The sequence below is a fragment of the Streptomyces sp. NPDC046870 genome, from assembly GCF_040704595.1.
Taxonomy (GTDB): domain Bacteria; phylum Actinomycetota; class Actinomycetes; order Streptomycetales; family Streptomycetaceae; genus Streptomyces; species Streptomyces argyrophylli.
The window spans coordinates 1-17,221 of the sequence record NZ_JBEYXM010000025.1; the positions used below are offsets into that span (position 1 = coordinate 1).

10 protein-coding genes are annotated in these 17,221 nt (G+C 73.3%); 4 read left to right on the top strand and 6 right to left on the bottom strand.

The features are described 5' to 3' along the window. The coding region (locus tag AB0946_RS34080) for a maltotransferase domain-containing protein (RefSeq protein ID WP_366764545.1) at window positions 1–767 on the bottom strand (767 nt) is incomplete at its 3' end. A 361-nt stretch (window positions 768–1,128) separates the two neighbouring features. On the opposite strand from AB0946_RS34080, the gene AB0946_RS34085 reads away from it, so the two are divergent. Next, window positions 1,129–1,788 carry a hypothetical protein gene (locus AB0946_RS34085; protein ID WP_366764546.1) on the top strand — a complete coding sequence of 220 codons (660 nt, stop codon included), beginning with the start codon at window positions 1,129–1,131 and terminating at the stop codon, window positions 1,786–1,788. Between the two features lie 442 nt (window positions 1,789–2,230). Further along, entirely contained in the window at window positions 2,231–4,849 is a 2,619-nt protein-coding gene (locus AB0946_RS34090; RefSeq protein ID WP_366764547.1) for a glycosyltransferase family 1 protein, read from the top strand. A gap of 28 nt (window positions 4,850–4,877) precedes the next feature. On the opposite strand, the gene AB0946_RS34095 is transcribed toward AB0946_RS34090, so the two are convergent. The 5 genes from AB0946_RS34095 to AB0946_RS34115 all read right to left on the bottom strand — a co-directional run bounded on the left by AB0946_RS34095 (window position 4,878) and on the right by AB0946_RS34115 (window position 13,269). Next, entirely contained in the window at window positions 4,878–5,399 is a 522-nt protein-coding gene (locus AB0946_RS34095) for a DUF1990 domain-containing protein (RefSeq protein WP_366764548.1), read from the bottom strand. 71 nt (window positions 5,400–5,470) lie between these two features. Then, window positions 5,471–7,111, bottom strand: coding sequence for a M4 family metallopeptidase (locus tag AB0946_RS34100; protein ID WP_366764550.1), 1,641 nt, complete (start codon window positions 7,109–7,111; stop codon window positions 5,471–5,473). A gap of 251 nt (window positions 7,112–7,362) precedes the next feature. Further along, a complete protein-coding gene (locus tag AB0946_RS34105) occupies window positions 7,363–9,417 on the bottom strand; it encodes a M4 family metallopeptidase (RefSeq protein ID WP_366764551.1) in 2,055 nt (684 codons plus the stop codon). Between the two features lie 295 nt (window positions 9,418–9,712). Next, entirely contained in the window at window positions 9,713–11,476 is a 1,764-nt protein-coding gene (locus tag AB0946_RS34110; protein WP_366764552.1) for an ABC transporter ATP-binding protein, read from the bottom strand. After that, entirely contained in the window at window positions 11,473–13,269 is a 1,797-nt protein-coding gene (locus AB0946_RS34115) for an ABC transporter ATP-binding protein (RefSeq protein ID WP_366764554.1), read from the bottom strand. Before AB0946_RS34115 ends, AB0946_RS34110 begins: the two co-directional genes overlap by 4 nt. 207 nt (window positions 13,270–13,476) lie before the next feature. Between AB0946_RS34115 and AB0946_RS34120 the strand changes: the two genes are divergently transcribed. Both AB0946_RS34120 and AB0946_RS34125 read left to right on the top strand, forming a co-directional pair. Next, window positions 13,477–15,282, top strand: coding sequence for an ABC transporter ATP-binding protein (locus AB0946_RS34120; protein ID WP_366764555.1), 1,806 nt, complete (start codon window positions 13,477–13,479; stop codon window positions 15,280–15,282). After that, window positions 15,279–17,159, top strand: a complete 1,881-nt coding sequence (locus tag AB0946_RS34125) for an ABC transporter ATP-binding protein (protein ID WP_366764556.1) — start codon at window positions 15,279–15,281, stop codon at window positions 17,157–17,159. The genes AB0946_RS34120 and AB0946_RS34125 overlap by 4 nt, the downstream gene beginning before the upstream one ends. The last annotated feature ends 62 nt before the right edge of the window (window positions 17,160–17,221 follow it).

The following is a 17,221-nucleotide window of genomic DNA, read 5'->3' on the forward strand; positions in this document are numbered from 1 at the left end:
GGGAAGAACTCGTACCACGAGCCGTACAGCGCCCGTTCACGCTCCACCAGCAACGGCATCGGATCCGACGCCGTGACCAACTCCCGCAGCGGATAGCGCGCCAGGACCGACTCCACCTCCGGCGCCAGGGCCGCGGCCAGCCGCCAGGCCGCCGGGCGGTCGTCGTCCCGCAGCGCCGCCGCCGCGTCCAGGACGACCCGGCGCCGGTCCTCCGGGACACCGCCGGCCGCACGCTCGTACAACTGCGCGCCCTCGGTCAGGACCAGTTCGGTGTCGATGCCCGCCGGAATCTTGATCCGGGCGTGGTGCCGCCAGGTGGCCAGCGGGTCCGACCAGGCCTCCACCGTGTAGGTCCAGTGGCCGGGTTCACCGGCGGTGACCGTGGCACCCCAGCGGTCGGTGCCCGGGGCGAGCTCCCGCATCGGCGTCCAGGGACCGGGCCGGCCCGCCGGGTCCCGCAGCACCACGTTCGCCGCTACGGCGTCGTGGCCCTCCCGGAACACGGTGGCCGACACCTCGAACGACTCCCCGGTGACGGCCTTGGCGGGGCGGCGACCGCGCTGGACCACGGGGCGTACGTCGAGGACGGGGATACGGCCCACGGTGGTGGCCGTGCCCGGGGAGGACCGTTCGCCGGCGGTGGCGGCGGCGGTGGACGGACCGGCGGCGCCGGCCGGTGCCGTGCCTTTCCTGCCCGTCGTCTTCTTTCCTGTGGCCTTGTCCTTACTGCTTGTCGGTGGTGCTGACGAGTGGTGCGTGGCGGGCATGACCGCTCCTGTCCGCTTCAACGAGGGTGTGGCGGATGGATATGGGGAGGTGGGTCCTGCGAGGTGCTGTGGTGCTGCTGTGGGGTGTACCGGAGGAGCCTTCCCACCCGGTTCGGGTGGGCAATCCGGCACTTTGTTAACTACTCACGCGTACGTCCGTCCACAAGACCGGCCCCCTTTTCCGAGTTCCCGCCAAGGCGGCCGTCACGCCCGCCCGACAGGCCCATGATCAGCCGAAGTTGTTCCCGACGAGCTGGGGGCCAGGGTACGGAGCCGTACGGCGGGGAGCCGGCCGAGTCCGTCGAGGAGCTGGAGATCCTCGTGGTGGACGGAGTCGGACGCCGCTCAGCTCGTCGTGGCCGTGGACGCCTGCCGGGATCCGTTCGAGACGTTCACCAAGTCGGTGGGTGACGGGTCGGCCTGGAGCAAGGGCGCCACCGGATACGAGGGCTACGACGATCCCGAGCGGCCCCGCTACGCGCACGCGTACGCCTGCGCTCGCTACGCCACCCCCGGTTTCGGCTTCGCGGTCCAAGCGTCCGCCGAGGGGCATGCCTCCGAGGCGGACGAGAAGACAGGGTTCCCGTACTTCACCAGAGCGCTCACCGAGATCGCCCGGGACACCGACGCGCCCGGATCGCTCGACGCGCTCGAACCCCTGCTCGAGCCGTGGCTCGACACCGGGCGGGAGGTCCCCTGGTGCCACGTCGTGCGAGCCGCGCACGACCAGCGGACGACGACGGAGGAGACCGTCGCGCGTCTCACCGGTTACGGCTGCCGGACGGCGTCGCAGCCGCCGGCCGGGACGTGGACGCGCGACGACGAACCGACCCTGCTGCGCGGCGCAACTCAGCACGAGCCCGCGGCCTGGCTCCCCTCGGACAGGCCCGTCACCCTCACCCACGTCCTGCACGCGGCGCAGGTACTGGCCCGCACGCCCGCTGAAGTGCCGGGCCGCCTCCGGCAGCTCGGTCACCGCCTCCCCGGTGACGTGGAGTTCACAGATCCCGCCACGCCCTGAGAACGTCCCCACCGACTGCGCGGTAACCACTACCGTCGACAGGGACGACGAGACGCACAGCGCCGTGCGTCTCACCCCGCGGCGAGGCGTCCCGAGGTGGAATGTGACTCCTCCGTCACCCAGAAGGGAGGGCCTCGTCCCTGGAGGCCACCACTCCGCGCGCGGTGCGCGCGTGGGCACGCTCCGGAAGAGGAAGTGTTCTTGGTTCTGAGCGGGCATCGGGCCGGACCGTTTACCGTCCTTCGCTCGTGGCCGGCCGCCCCGGCCGAGTCCGCCCCGAAGTCCCCCGCCCCGGATCCTGGCATCGCCTGGGACGCGAGCCTGCCGCCGTCGAGCCGGACGGCGAACCGCGCCGCGGCGATCGGCCTGCCGTCCCGCCCCCATGTCGCATGAGTCCGATTCCCCCCTGGCTCGACGGCCAGGGCATCCTCGGAGGTTTCTGGTGAAGGCGATCCGTCGGTTCACCGTCCGTCCCGTTCTCCCCGACCCCCTGCGCCCCCTGAGCGACCTCGCGCGCAACCTGCGCTGGTCCTGGCACCCGGAAACGCGCGACCTGTTCCAGTCCGTCTGTCCCGAGGGGTGGGCCGGGGCCGGCGGGGACCCGGTGCGGCTGCTGGGCAGCGTGCGGCCCGACAGGCTGGCCGAGCTGGCCGGGGACCGGCGGTTCCTGCGCCGTCTCACCGCCGCCGCCGACGACCTCGACGACTACCTCACCGGCGACCGGTGGTACCAGCAACAGGCCGACGGCCTGCCCGCCGCCGTCGCCTACTTCTCACCCGAGTTCGGCATCACGGCCGCGCTCCCGCAGTACTCCGGAGGCCTCGGCATCCTCGCCGGCGACCACCTGAAAGCGGCCAGCGACCTCGGGGTGCCGCTGATCGGGGTGGGACTGCTGTACCGGCACGGGTACTTCCGGCAGACCCTCTCCCGGGACGGCTGGCAGCAGGAGCACTACCCGGTGCTCGACCCCAACGAACTGCCGCTCACCCAGCTGAAGGAGGCCGACGGCACCCCGGCGCAGGTCTCCCTCGCGCTGCCCGGCGGCAAGGCGCTGCGCGCCCGGGTCTGGCTCGCCCGGGTGGGCCGGGTGCCGCTGCTGCTGCTCGACTCGGACGTGGAGGAGAACGAGCTCGGCGAACGCGGGGTGACCGACCGGCTCTACGGGGGCGGCAGCGAGCACCGGCTGCTCCAGGAGATGCTGCTCGGCATAGGAGGTGTGCGGGCCGTACGGACGTACTGCCGGCTCACCGGGCACCCGGAGCCGGAGGTGTTCCACACCAACGAGGGGCACGCGGGCTTCCTCGGCCTGGAGCGGATCGCCGAACTGTGCGCGGACGGGCTGGACTTCGACTCGGCGCTGGAGGCCGTGCGGGGCGGGACGGTGTTCACCACGCACACCCCGGTCCCGGCCGGCATCGACCGCTTCGACCGGGAGCTGGTGGGCCGGCACTTCGGCCCGGACGCCGAACTGCCCGGCATCGACGTGCAGCGCGTCCTGGCGCTGGGCATGGAGACCTACCCGGGCGGTGAGCCGAACCTGTTCAACATGGCCGTGATGGGGCTGCGGCTGGCGCAGCGGGCCAACGGGGTGTCGCTGCTGCACGGGCAGGTCAGCCGGAACATGTTCGCCGGGCTGTGGCCGGGATTCGACGCCGAGGAGGTGCCGATCACCTCCGTGACCAACGGGGTGCACGCACCGACCTGGGTGGCGCCGGAGGTGCTGCGGCTCGGCGTCCGGCAGATCGGCGCCCAGCGTACCGAGGACGCCTTGAGCGTCGGCCGCTCCGAACGCTGGGACGCGGTCGCGGACATCCCGGACCAGGAGGTCTGGGAACTGCGCCGCACGCTGCGCGAACAGCTGGTGCTGGAGGTGCGGGAGCGGCTGCGCGCCTCCTGGCGGCAGCGCGGCGCGGGCGACGCCGAGCTGGGGTGGATCGACGGGGTGCTGGACCCGGACGTCCTGACGATCGGTTTCGCGCGCCGCGTCCCGTCGTACAAACGCCTGACGCTGATGCTCCGCGACCGCGACCGCCTGATGGAGCTGCTGCTGCACCCGGAGCGGCCGGTGCAGGTCGTGGTCGCGGGCAAGGCGCATCCGGCGGACGACGGCGGCAAACGCCTGGTGCAGGAGCTGGTCCGCTTCGCCGACGACCCGCGGGTCCGCCACCGGATCGTCTTCCTGCCCGACTACGGCATGGCGATGGCGCAGAAGCTCTACCCCGGCTGTGACATCTGGCTGAACAACCCGCTGCGCCCCCTGGAGGCCTGCGGCACCTCCGGTATGAAGGCCGCGCTGAACGGCTGCCTCAACCTCTCGGTCCTGGACGGCTGGTGGGACGAGTGGTTCCAGCCGGACTTCGGCTGGGCGATCCCGACCGCGGACGGCGCGGGCACCGATGCCGACCGGCGGGACGACATCGAGGCGGCCGCCCTGTACGACCTGCTGGAGCAGCGGATCACCCCCCGCTTCTACGAGCGCGGGCGCGCCGGTCTGCCCGACCGCTGGATCGAGATGGTCCGCCAGACCCTCTCCCTGCTCGGCCCGAAGGTGCTGGCCGGCCGTATGGTCCGGGAGTACGTGGACCGGCTCTACGCCCCTGCCGCGCGGGCGCACCGCGCGCTGACCCCGGACACGGCCCGGGACCTCGCCGGGTGGAAGGCGCGCGTGCGGGCCGCCTGGCCGGGGGTGAGCGTCGACCACGTCGAGACGACGGCGACGACGGCCACGGCGGAACTGGGCGGCACCGTGGGCCTGCGGGTCCGGGTCGGCCTCGGCGAGCTGAGCCCCGACGACGTGGAGGTGCAGGCGGTGTCCGGGCGGGTGGACGAGGAGGACCGCATCACGGACGCCACGGTGGTCCCCCTGAAGCCGGCCGGCACCCCCGACCTGGAGGGCCGCCTGCTCTACGAGGGCCCCCTCTCCCTGGACCGCACCGGCCCCTACGGCTACACGGTCCGCATCCTGCCCACCCATCCCCTTCTGTCCTCGGTCGCCGAACTGGGCCTCGTGACGCTGCCGTCACAGGAGGTGGTGGAGGGGGCCGGGATGGTGCTGCGGTGACCTGTGGGCGGGACGGTCCGCGGCCCGGTCATGCCTCGGCCGGCGCCCCGGACAGCCTCCGCAGGACCGTCCCGCATCGCCGTGCGTAGGCGTGTTGCAGCCCCCGGGTCGCCGGGCCGCCCGCGCGGGCGTACCACTTGGCGGCCTTGCTGAAGGCCGCCACCGTCAGCCAGACCGTGCCGTCGCCGGTGCGGTCGACCACGAAGGCCTCCTCGCCGCACTCGGGGTGGCCTTCGAGGGTGCCGTAGGCCCAGCCGGCCCGGCGGTGCTCCTCGGCCGTCCATATGATGCGGCAGGGGGCCCTGATGACGCCGGCCAGGGTGACGGTGACGTCGGCGCCGGGGGCGGCGCGGTCGGTGCCGGCGTCGATGCCGACGCCCAGCGCGCGGTGCATCTCCCAGGTCAGGACCGCCTCGGCGGCCCGCTGGAACACCTCCTGGCCCTCGCCGAGGCGGGTGCGGACCAGCATGGGGTGGAAGCCGGGAGGGCAGAAGGTGAGATCGTCGCGGGTCGCACCGACCGGCTCGTAGGTGAAGGTCGCCGAGGACATGGGTCACAAGCGTAGGGCGGCACCCGGAAGAACCGCTTCCCGGGTGCCGCCCCCTCACGAGCCGGCGCGCACTAGCTGACGTTGACCGCCGTCCAGGCCGCCGCGACCGCCTGGTACTCGGCGCTGGTGGAGCCGTACAGCGCGGACGCCGCGTTCAGGGTCGCCGTGCGGGCGGCCTTGTAGTTGGTCGTCGACGTCATGTACGTGGTCAGTGCCTTGTACCAGATCTGCAGCGCCTTGGCGCGGCCGATGCCGGTGACCGCGGCGCCGTTGTAGGTCGGCGAGTTGTAGGTCACGCCGTTGATCGTCTTCGAACCGCTGCCCTCCGACAGGAGGTAGAAGAAGTGGTTCGCGACGCCGGACGAGTAGTGCACGTCCTTGCTGCCGACGGACGAGGACCAGTAGTCGGCCGAGCCGCCGTCCTTGCTGGGCTTGTCCATGTAGCGCAGCGGGGTGCCGTCGCCGTTGATGTCGATCTTCTCGCCGATGAGGTAGTCACCGGGGTCGGACGCGTTGTTCGCGAAGAACTCCACGCCGGTGCCGAAGATGTCGGAGGTGGCCTCGTTCAGGCCGCCGGACTCACCCGAGTAGTTCAGGCCCGCGGTGTTGGAGGTGACGCCGTGGCTCATCTCGTGGCCGGCCACGTCCAGCGAGGTCAGCGGGTCGACGTTGCCGGAGCCGTCGCCGTAGGTCATGCAGAAGCAGCTGTCGTCCCAGAACGCGTTCACGTAGGCGTTGCCGTAGTGCACGCGGGAGTAGGCGCCGACACCGTTGTTCTTGATGCCGTTGCGGCCGAAGGTGCTCTTGTAGAAGTCCCAGGTCTCGGCCGCGCCGTAGGCGGCGTCGGCGGCCGCGGTCTGGTCGGAGGAGGAGCTGGAGGCGGTACCGGTGCCGAAGACGTTGGTGGAGCTGGCCACCAGGGTGCCCGTGCCGGACGTCCTGCGGGCCAGGTTGTAGGTCTTGTGGTTGCCCCGCGCGCTGTCGGTGAGCTGGTAGGTCGAGCCCGACTGCACGGAGTTGAGGGTGACCGTGCCGGAGTACAGCGTCTTGCCGGTCGCGGTCTCGACGCCCTGGTACTCGTAGAGCTTCTTGCCGGTGGCCGCGTCGGTGATGACGTGCAGCTGGTTCGGGGTGCCGTCGTCCTGGAGGCCGCCGACGACGGTCTCGTAGGCGAGGACGGGCTTGCCGGAGCCGGCCCAGATCACCTTGCGGGCGCCGTCCGCGGTGGTCTTGGCGGAGCCCAGCGTCTTGGCGGCGGACACCGCCTGCTTCTCGGCCTTGGCGGCGGTGATCTGCGGCTTGAGCGAGGCCACCTTGATGGCCGCCTTGGTCGCCTTGGTGACGCCCTGGGTCTTGCCGGACTTGGCCGTGTGGACGATCAGGTCGCCGCCGAGCACCGGCAGGCCCGCGTAGGTGCGCTCGTAGCGGGTGTGGACGGTGCCGTCGGCGTCCTTGACGACGTCCTTGACGACCAGCTTCTCCTGGGCGCCGAGGCCTATCTGCCGGGCGGTGCCGGCCGCGTCGGCCTGGGCCTGCTGGATCAGGGTGGTGCGCGCGGCCGCGGACAGCGCGGTCGGGGCGGCGGCGAGGGGCTTGGCCGCGGGCTGGGCGGTGGCACTCGTGGTGACACCGGTGGCGAGCAGGGCTCCGGCGGCGACGGCGGTGGCGATGGCCAGAGTGGTGCGCTTGTGACGCGCGTAGAGGGGGCTCACAGAAGCTCCTTCTGGTGGGGGAGTCCGGGCAGTGTGGGGTTACTGCCGGAGTGATGTGGCGTTGTGAAGTTGCGGTGCTGCTGCGGCGGGTGGAGAGAGAGTGACATCAAGGGCGCGTACATGTCAGGCCCCTGACGTGATGTTGGCCGAAAGTCAACTGTCCGAGAAACGTTGCGGGCATGTGAACGGGGTGCTGTCCGAGGGTGCTCGCCCCCGGACAGCCCCGTGATCGCTGGCCCTTGGAGTGCCGTTTACGGGAAGGTCAGCTTCCAGCCGTTGAGTGTTCCGGTGTCGTACGTGGCCTGATCCTGCACCTGCAACTTCCACGTGCCGTTGGCCGGTTCGGCCGAGGCGTTGACCGTGTAGGTCTCGTTCACGTCGTCCGCCGAGTCCGAGGAGCTGAAGTTCTTCAGCCGGTAGGCGGTGCCCGACGGGCCGATCAGGTCGATCACCAGGTCACCGCGCCAGGTGTGGGTGATGTCGACGCTCACCTGGAGGTTGCCGGGCGCGTTCCCGCTGCGGCCGGAGACGGTGATGCCCGACGTGACGGCGGGGCCGTTGTCCGGCACCGGCACCGGCGTGGTGCTCTCGTACGACGTACCGCCGCCGCCCCCGCCACCGGAGCGCGAGCCGACCCCGACGCCCGCCCAGGCGTCCTGCACGGCCTTGTACTCGGCGCTGGTGGTGCCGTAGAGCTCGCCGGCCGCCGCGAGGGTGCCGGTGCGGGCGCCCGCGTAGTTGGTCGTGGACGTCCACTTGGTGGTCAGCGCCCGGTACCAGATCTGCAGCGCCTTGTCCCGGCCGATGCCGGTGACGGCAAGGCCGTCCGCCGTGGGCGAGTTGTAGCTGACGCCGTTCACGACCTTGGCGCCGCTGCCCTCGCTGAGCAGGTAGAAGAAGTGGTTCGCGGGACCGGAGGAGTAGTGCACGTCCACGCCGCCGATGCCCGAGTACCAGTTGTCCTTGGACGCGCCGTCCTTGCTGGGCTTGTCCATGTAGCGCAGCGGGGTGCCGTTGCCGTTGATGTCGATCTTCTCGCCGACCAGGTAGTCGCCGGGGTCGGCGGAGTTGTTCGCGTAGAACTCCACGCCGGCGGCCATGATGTCGCTGGTCGCCTCGTTCAGACCGCCGGACTCGCCGCTGTAGTTGAGGTTCGCGGTGTTGGAGGTGACGCCGTGGCTCATCTCGTGGCCGGCCACGTCGATCGAGGTCAGCGGCTTGGCGTTGCCGGAGCCGTCGCCGTAGGTCATGCAGAAGCAGCTGTCGTCCCAGAACGCGTTGACGTAGGCGTTGCCGTAGTGCACGCGGGAGTAGGCGCCGACACCGTTGTTCTTGATGCCCGTGCGGCCGAACGTGCTCTTGTAGTAGTCCCAGGTGAGCGCCGCGCCGTAGTGGGCGTCCGCGCCGGCGGTGGCGGCGTTGGAGCTGCTCCCGTTGCCCCAGGTGTCGGAGGACTGCGAGAACAGGGTCCCGGTGCCGGAGGTGCCCCGGTTCAGGTTGTACGTCTTGTGGCCCCCGCGCGCCCCGTCGGTGAGGGTGTACGCCGAGCCCGACTGGGTCGTGGTCAGCGTGACCTGCCCGCTGTACTGGGTGTTGCCGATGCCGCTCTTGACGCCCTGGTACTCGTAGAGCTTCTTGCCGGTGGCCGCGTCGGTGACGACGTGCAGCTGGTTCGGGGTGCCGTCGTCCTGGAGGCCGCCGACGACCGTCTCGTACGCCAGCACGGGCTTGCCGCCCGCCGCCCAGATCACCTCGCGGACGCTGTCCGCGGCCGGCTTCGTCGCGCCGAGCGCCTTCGCCCGCTGGACGGCCTGCTTCTCGGCGGCGGCCTTCGGCACGGCCGGGGTGAGCCCGGCGACCTTCAGCGTGGCGCCGGTCGCCCGGATCACCTCCATGGTCTTGCCCGACCTGGCGGTGGTCACCACCAGATCGCCGCCGAGCACCGGCAGGCCCCCGTACGTGCGCTCGTAGCGGGTGTGCAGCGTGCCGTCGGCGTCCTTGACGACGTCCTTGACGACCAGTCGCTCCCGGGCGCCCAGGCCGATCTGCCGGGCGGTGGCGGCGGTGCCGGCGTCGGCGTGGCGTATCAGCCCGGCGCGCTGCGCGGGCGTGAGCCTGACCGCCGTGTGGGCCGGGTCGGCCTTGCCGGCCCGCGGGGTCGCCGGGGCGGCGGTGGCCGCGCCGGACTGGACGGCGGCGGCGATCAGGGCGGCGACACCGGCGAGGGCGACGGTGGCGGCGCGGCGGTGCGCGGTGGGGCGGTGCGGGGTGTGGGAGGTGCGTCCGCGAGAGGAATTGCTTCTCACACTGACTCCTTCTGCGTGACCGCGGGTCGCGCGGCCGGGGAGACCGGACGGGGGGTTGGGGCGTCCGGGCAGAACAAGGCGTTACGCGAAAGCCACGTGCAGGTGCGGAGCCGGCTCACACAGAAGCGCGGAAACTGTGGGGTTGCTGTGAGTCGGCCAGGGAAGAGTGGCAGGCGATCTCGCTGCTTGTCAGGACCGCGTCACCAATTTGGCCGGAAATGGTTCGTTGTCCGGATGTCCGAGTCCGTTATGCGGACTGCCGGGCGGGCGGACACCCGCGCGGGGCGCCGGCGGATCACCGTTCGGGCGCCCGCCCGTGCCACGTCCGCCACAGCGCCGCGTACGCGCCGTCCGCCGCCACCAGCTCCTCGTGCGTGCCGAGTTCGGTCAGCCGGCCGTTTTCCATGACCGCCACCCGGTCCGCGTCGTGCGCCGTGTGCAGGCGGTGGGCGACGGCGATGACCGTACGGCCCTCGAGCACCGAGGCCAGGGCGCGCTCGGTGTGCCGGGCGGTGGCCGGATCCAGCAGGGCCGTCGCCTCGTCGAGGATCAGGGTGTGCGGATCCGCCAGGACCACGCGCGCGAGGGCGAGCCGCTGCGCCTGCGAACCGTCCGTCGGCCGGCCGCCCTCGCCCAGCCGGGTGTCGAGCCCGTCCGGCAGGCCGCGCACCCAGTCGTCGGCGCCCACGGCCGCGAGCGCCGCCCACAAGGCGGCGTCGTCGGCGGCGGGTTCGGCGATGAGGAGGTTCTCCCGCACGGTGCCCAGGAAGACGTGGTGCTCCTGGGTGACCAGCACCACCTGCCGGCGCAGCAGCTCCGGCGCCAGCCCCGCCACCGGCACCCCGCCCACCGTCACCGTGCCGGAACCGGGCCGGTCGACGCCCGCGAGCAGCCGGCTCAGGGTCGTCTTCCCGGCGCCGGACGGCCCCACCACGGCGAGCCGCTCCCCGGGACGCACCGTCAGGTCCACCCCGCCGAGCACCTCGCCGCCGCGCTCGTAGGCGTACCGCACCCCGCGCACCTCGATCCGGTCGTCCGCCGGCACCGCGGACACCCCCGCGCCCTCGTCCCGGGGCGCCTGCGCCAGCCCCTCCACGCGCGCGAACGAGGCGCCGCTGCTCTGGAGCTGCTCCACCCGCATCAGGATCTGGTCCAGCGGCTCGGTGAACTGCCGCAGGTACAGCGCCGCCGCCACCACCGCGCCGACCCCGACCGACCCCCGGGCGTGCAGCCAGCCGCCGAGCAGCAGCACACCGACCACCGGGACGGTGTACGTCACCTCGACCGCCGGGAAGAACACCGACCGCAGGCGCAGGGTGTACAGCCGGGTACGGCGGGACGCCTCCAGCGCGTCCCGGCTCGCCGCGATCCGCCGCTCCCGCAGCCCGAACGCCTCCACGGTCCGCGCGCCGGCGGCCGTCGCCGCGACGGTCTCCGCGACCTGTGAGGTCGCCGCCCCCTCGGCGAGGTAGCCGTCCCGGGCGCGCCGCAGGTACCAGCGCAGCGCCAGCTGGATCGGGGTGAGACCGAGCAGGCCGAACGCCCCCAGCAGGGGGTCGAGCGCGAACACCGCGCCCAGCACGAAGACCGCCTGCACGCTGTCGACCAGCAGCTCGGGGCCGGCGTCCCGCAGGGTCGTGCCGACGGTCGCCACGTCCGCCGTGCCCCGCGCGGTCAGGTCACCGGTACCGGCCCGCTCGACCACGGACGCGGGCAGCGCCAGCACCCGCTCGACGTACTCCTCGCGGACCCGGGCCAGCGTGCGCTCCCCGAACCGGTGCCCGACGTACCGCGCCCAGCGGGCCAGCAGGAGCTGCGCCAGCGCGCACACCACGATCCAGGACGCCAGCCGGTCCACCGCGCCGGCCCCGTGCCCGGCCCGCACCTCGTCGACGATCCGGCCCACCAGCCAGGGCCCGGCCAGCCCCGCCGCCGCGGCCAGCGCGTTCAGCCCCAGCGCGCCGGCGAACGCCCGCCGGTCGGCCGACACCAGCCGCACCGTGGCCCGCCGTACGGCCGCCCGGTCGGCGACGGGCAGCAGGGCGTCGCCGGAGGTCATGCGCGGGGCTCCTTCGCGTCCTTCGGGGGTACGGCCGCCGCGCCTGGCGGGGGCGCGGTGGTGGTCGCCGGGTCCACGGCGTCCGGTGTGCCCCCCGTCTCCCCGCCGTCGCGCGCGACCAGCGCCCGGTACGCCGGTTGCTCCGCCAGCAGGGCCGGGTGCGGGCCGGTCGCCGCGACCTTGCCGTCGGCCAGGAAGACGACCGTGTCGGCCCGGGCCAGGACCAGCGGGGACGTCGTCGTCACCAGCGTGGTGCGGCCCTCCCGTGCCGCCCGGAGCCGGCCGGCGACCGCCGCCTCCGTGTGCGCGTCCAGCGCCGAGGTCGGTTCCACGGCGAGCAGCACCTCGGGGCCGGCCAGCAGTGCCCGGGCGAGGCGCACGCGTTGCCGCTGGCCGCCGGAGAGACTGCGGCCCTGCCCGGCCACCGCCGAGTCCAGGCCGTCCGGCAGGCCCCGGACCACGTCCTCGGCCGCCGCCGCGTGCACCGCCCGGCGCAGTGCCGCCTCGTCGGCCGGGTGCGCGGCGGCCAGCACCTCCCGCAGCGGTCCAGCGAACAGGTCCGCCTCGTTGTCCGCGACCAGGACGCGCCGCCGTACGTCCGGCAGCGGGACCGCGTCGAGTCGTACCCCGCCCCAGGTGGCGTCGGTGGGGCCGTACCGGCCGAGCCGGTCGACCACGGCGGCGGCCTCGGCGGGCCGGACGGCGGCCAGGGCGGTCAGCCGGCCCGGCACCACCCGCACCCCGGACGCCGGGTCGTGCAGCTCGGCCGGTCCGGCGGGCGCCGGCAGGGTGCCGGTGTCCGGTTCCGGTTCCAGCCGCAGCAGCCGTACCGCCCGGCGCGCGGCCACCACGCCCCGGTTGAGGTCGTAGGCCATCCGGACGAAGAACGCGACCGGTCCGACGAGCACCGCCACATAGCCGTAGACGGAGACCAGCTCGCCCACCGACAGGGAGCCCTCGGCGGTGAGCCGGGCCGCCGGCCAGGTCACGACCGCGAGGAACAGGGTCGGCAAACCCACCCCGAGCGCCTGCACCCAGCTGGCCACCGCACCCACCCGGTAGCCCTGTGCCCGCAACCGCCGCGAGTCGTCGCGGAACGCGTCCGCGACCAGCCCCTTGCCGCCGAGCCCGTTGAGGACGCGCAGGCCGCCCGCGAGATCGGCGATGCGCGCGGTGAGGATCCCCTGGAGCTCGCGGTACCCGCTCTCCGCACCCTGCAGCCGCCGCGCCGGCGGCCCGGTGAGCAGCGCGATCACCGGCACCCCGAGCAGCACCACCGCGGCCAGCGGCGCGGAGATCGCCAGCAGCAGCCCGGCCACCACCGCGTAGACCACGAGCGAGCCGACCCCCGGACCCACCACGGTCAGCGCCGTCGCCAGGGTCTGCACGTCCCCGACCCCGATGGTGACGACCTCCCCGGCGCCGGCCCGGCGCGGCAGCGCGGCCCCCAGCCGCACCACGTGCCCGACCACCACCTTGACCGTGCGGAAGTTGGCGTCCATCCGGACCCGCGTCATCACCCGGTGCCGCAGGATGCTCACCCACGCGTTCAGCGCCCCGACGGCGAACATCGCCCCGGTCCACCCGGCGAGCGCCCCGAGCCGCCCCGGCAGCAGCCCGTCGTCCACGGCCCGCGCCATCAGGTACGGCTGCGCGGCCAGCAGCACCATCCAGGTACTGGCCAGCAGCGCCCCGGCCACCGAACGCCCCGGCTGGCACCGCACCAGCCACCACAGGAACCGCCAGCCGCCACGGGTGTCGGGCGTGCCCGGATCCTCGTACGCGTCGATCATCCATCCCCCGATCCGCCGCCCGTCCCCCTCGGCGCGCCCGCCCATTTTCCCCGAGGCGCCCCGTCCGGCGGAACACGGTCACCCGGCCGGGTGAGGGGGAACCGAAACCTCCGGCGCCCGGCCGGACCCGCGCCGGGTCCGGGTCCGGGCGGAGCCGGGCCGAAACTCGGTGGGCGTTGTCAGTGCCGGTCCGTACGCTCGCGGTTGATGGCCACGACACGTGAAACCACCGACCGATCCGCCGTACGGACCCTGCTCAGGCTGTGGCCGTACGTCCGTCCCGTGCGCGCCCGGCTGTTCACCGCCGCGTTCGTCGCGGTCGTCGCCTCCTGTACGGGGCTGGTGATCCCGCTCGTCCTGAAATGGATGGTCGACGGGCCGGTCGCCGGCCGCGACCCGGCGGGCGTATGGCTCGGCGCGCTGTGCCTGCTCCTGCTCGGCATCGCCGAGGCGGTCCTGTTCGGCATACGGCGCTGGCTCGTGGCCCGGCCGCTGTCGCACGTCGAGGCGGAGATGCGCGCCGCGCTGTACCGGCGTCTGCAACGGCTCCCGGTGGCCTTCCACGACCGCTGGGCGTCCGGTCAGCTGCTCTCGCGCGGCACCACCGACCTGATGCTGCTGCGCATGTTCCTCGCCTTCCCGCTGACGTTCCTCCTCGTCAACGGCGTCACCATCCTCGTCGGCCTGGTCATCATGCTGCTCCAGGACTGGGCGCTGGGACTGGTCATCCTCGGCCCCGCCGTCCCCGTGGTGTGGACGTGCGTGGTCTTCGAACGGCGGTACGCGCAGGTGGCGCGGCGCGCCCAGGACCAGATCGGCGACCTGACGACGGTGGTCGAGGAGAGCGTGCTCGGCATCCGTGTCATCAAGGGCTTCGGCCGCCACCGCAGCCAGGCGCGCGCCTTCCGCGAACTCGCCGGCCGGCTCCGGGGCACGGAGCTGCGCAAGGCCCGGCTGCTGGCCGCGATCTGGGGCGTCATCGTGACGCTGCCGGAGGTGGCGATCGGGGCGGCGCTGGTGCTGGGGGTGCTGCGGGTGGCCGGCGGGGAGCTGTCCGCCGGGACGCTGGTGGCCTTCCTGAGCACGGCGCTCGCCCTGCGGTGGCCCGTGGACTCGATCGGGTTCCTGCTGGCGATGAGTCAGGAGGCGGCGACCGCCACGGAGCGGTACTTCGAGGTGATGGACGAGGCGCCGGAGGACCGGCTGGACGGGGACGGGGCCGTGGGCGGAGGCGCCCGCTCGCACGGTGCCGCGGACCCTGCCGCCGCGCCGGGACTCCGGTTCGAGAACGTGTCGTTCCGTTACCCCGACGCACCCCCCGGCTCCCCGCCCCTGCTGACCGCCGTCGACCTGCACGTCCGCCCCGGCGAGTCCATGGCCCTCGTCGGGGCCACCGGCAGCGGGAAGACCACCCTCACCGCGCTCGTCCCCCGGCTGCACGAGGTGACCTCCGGGCGCATCACCCTCAACGGCGTGGACATCACCGCCATGTCCCGCGAGGAGCTGCGCGGCAGAGTCGCCGTGGCCTTCGAGGAACCCACGCTGTTCTCCGCCAGCGTCGGTGAGAACGTGCTCATGGGCGCCCGGGAAGCCGCCGGGAAGCCGGAGCTGGACCGGGCGCTCGCCATCGCCCAGGCCGACTTCGCGCACGCGCTGCCGCAGGGCACCGACACCCGCGTCGGCGAGCAGGGCCTGAGCCTGTCCGGCGGCCAGCGCCAGCGCCTCGCGCTCGCCCGTGCGGTGGTCGGCCGGCCGGAGTTCCTGGTCCTGGACGACCCGCTGTCCGCCCTGGACGTGCACACGGAGGCCGCCGTGGAGGCCGCGCTGCGCCAGGTGCTCGCCGACACCACCGCGCTGATCGTGGCCCACCGCCCGTCCACCGTACTGCTCGCCGACCGCGTCGCCCTGCTCTCGGGCGGCCGCATCGCCGCCGTCGGCACCCATCAGCAACTGCTGCGCGAGAACGCCGAGTACGCCCGTCTGATGTCCGGGGAACAGGAGGACTCCCGTTGACCACCACGACCCCCTCCACCCCCGCCGTCGACGACGACGGCGACGGACCGGCCCGTCGGCGCGACACGGACGACCCGGGCGGCGCGGGCGACCAGTTCGACCGGGACGTCCTGCCCAGCCCGCCCGGCGCCACCGCCGCCCTGCTGCGCTCCCTGCTCGCGCCCATGAAGGCACGGGTCGCGCTCACCACGCTCCTGCTGCTGCTCCAGCAGGCGGCGGTGCAGGCGGGCCCGCTGCTGGTGGCGTACGCCATCGACACCGCCGTACCCGCGTTCCGGGACGACCGTGACGGGCCGCTGTTCGCGGTCGCCGCCGGCTACCTGCTGTGCGCCCTCGCCTCCGGCGCGCTCCAGTTCGCCTTCATCGAGACCTCCGCCCGGGTCAGCCAGGACGTCCTGCTGGACCTGCGCGGGCGGATCTTCCGGCACGCGCAGGCGCTGAGCGTCGACTTCCACGAGCGGTACACCTCGGGCCGGCTGATCTCCCGCTCCACCACGGACGTCGAGTCGCTGCGCGAACTCCTCGACGAGGGTCTGCAGGAACTGGTGACCGTCATCCTGTCCTTCGTCTACATCTCCGCGACGCTGCTCTGGCTCGACCCCGGCCTCGGCGCGGTCGCGGTGGCGTCCTTCCTGCCGCTGTACCTGCTCGTGCGGCTCTACCGGCGGCGCGCGGCGCGGGTGTACGGGGCGCGGTCCACGGCCATCGCGGCGGTGATCGTGAAGTTCGTGGAGACGATGAACGGCATCCGGCCGGTGCGCGCCTTCCGCCGCGAGGCCGCGAACGACGCCGAGTTCGCCGTGCTGAACGCGCGGCACGAACGCACGAACGGCGACTCGCTGCTGGAGATGGCCCGCTATGTGGTCGGCTCCCGGCTGGTGGCCAACACCGCGGTCGCCGGGATCGTGCTCTGGGGTGCCCACCGGGTGGCGTCCGGCTCGCTGGAGCTGGGTGTGCTGGCGGCGGCCGTGCTGTACCTGCGCCGGCTGTACGACCCCATCGACCGGCTCGGCATGTTCCTGAACTCCTACCAGTCGGCCGCCGCCTCCCTGGAGAAGATCGCCGGGCTGCTGGCGCAGACGCCGTCCGTGCCGGAGCCCGAGCACCCACGCGAACTGCCGCCCCGCAAGGGTGACTTCCCAGGACGCGAGGTCGTCTTCGACGGGGTCCGGTTCGCCTACCGCACCGGCGGCGAGGTGCTGCCCCGCTTCGACCTGACCCTGCCCGCCGGGCAGACGGTCGCGGTCGTCGGCTCCACCGGCGCGGGCAAGTCGACCCTGGCCAAGCTGCTCGCCCGGTTCTACGACCCCTCCGCCGGGCGCGTGCTGCTGGACGGCGTGGACCTGCGCGAACTGCCGATGCCCGAACTGCGGCGCGGGGTGGTCATGGTGACGCAGGAGGCGTTCCTGTTCTCCGGCACGGTCGCCGACAACATCGCCCTCGGCCGGCCCGACGCCACCCGGGAGGAGATCGAGCGGGCCGCGAAGGCGATCGGCGCGCACGAGTTCATCAGCGCCCTGCCCGACGGCTACGACACCGACGTCCGCAAGCGCGGCGGCCGTATCTCCGCCGGGCAGCGCCAACTGGTGGCCTTCGCCCGCGCGTTGCTCGCCGACCCGGCCGTGCTGATCCTGGACGAGGCGACCAGCTCGCTGGACATCCCGGGGGAGCGGGCGGTGCAGCGGGCCATGGCGACGGTGCTGCGGGGCCGTACCGCGGTGGTGATCGCGCACCGGCTCTCCACGGTGGAGATCGCGGACCGGGTGCTGGTGATGGAACACGGCCGGATCGTCGAGGACGGCCGCCCGGACGAACTCGTCGGCGGCACCGGCCGGTTCGCGGACCTCCACAAGGCGTGGCGGGACAGCCTGGCCTGACGTGCGGGGTCCGGAAGCCCGCCGAAACCCGGTTGCCTCCGTCGGTACGCGGCTGACAGGGT

Excerpts from the sequence above, each read along its gene's own strand:
- AB0946_RS34095 (WP_366764548.1), bottom strand. The coding sequence starts at position 5,399 with ATGTCCTCGGCGACCTTCACCTACGAGCCGGTCGGTGCGACCCGCGAC.
- AB0946_RS34110 (WP_366764552.1), bottom strand. The coding sequence starts at position 11,476 with ATGACCTCCGGCGACGCCCTGCTGCCCGTCGCCGACCGGGCGGCCGTA.
- AB0946_RS34115 (WP_366764554.1), bottom strand. The coding sequence starts at position 13,269 with ATGATCGACGCGTACGAGGATCCGGGCACGCCCGACACCCGTGGCGGC.
- AB0946_RS34120 (WP_366764555.1), top strand. The coding sequence starts at position 13,477 with ATGGCCACGACACGTGAAACCACCGACCGATCCGCCGTACGGACCCTG.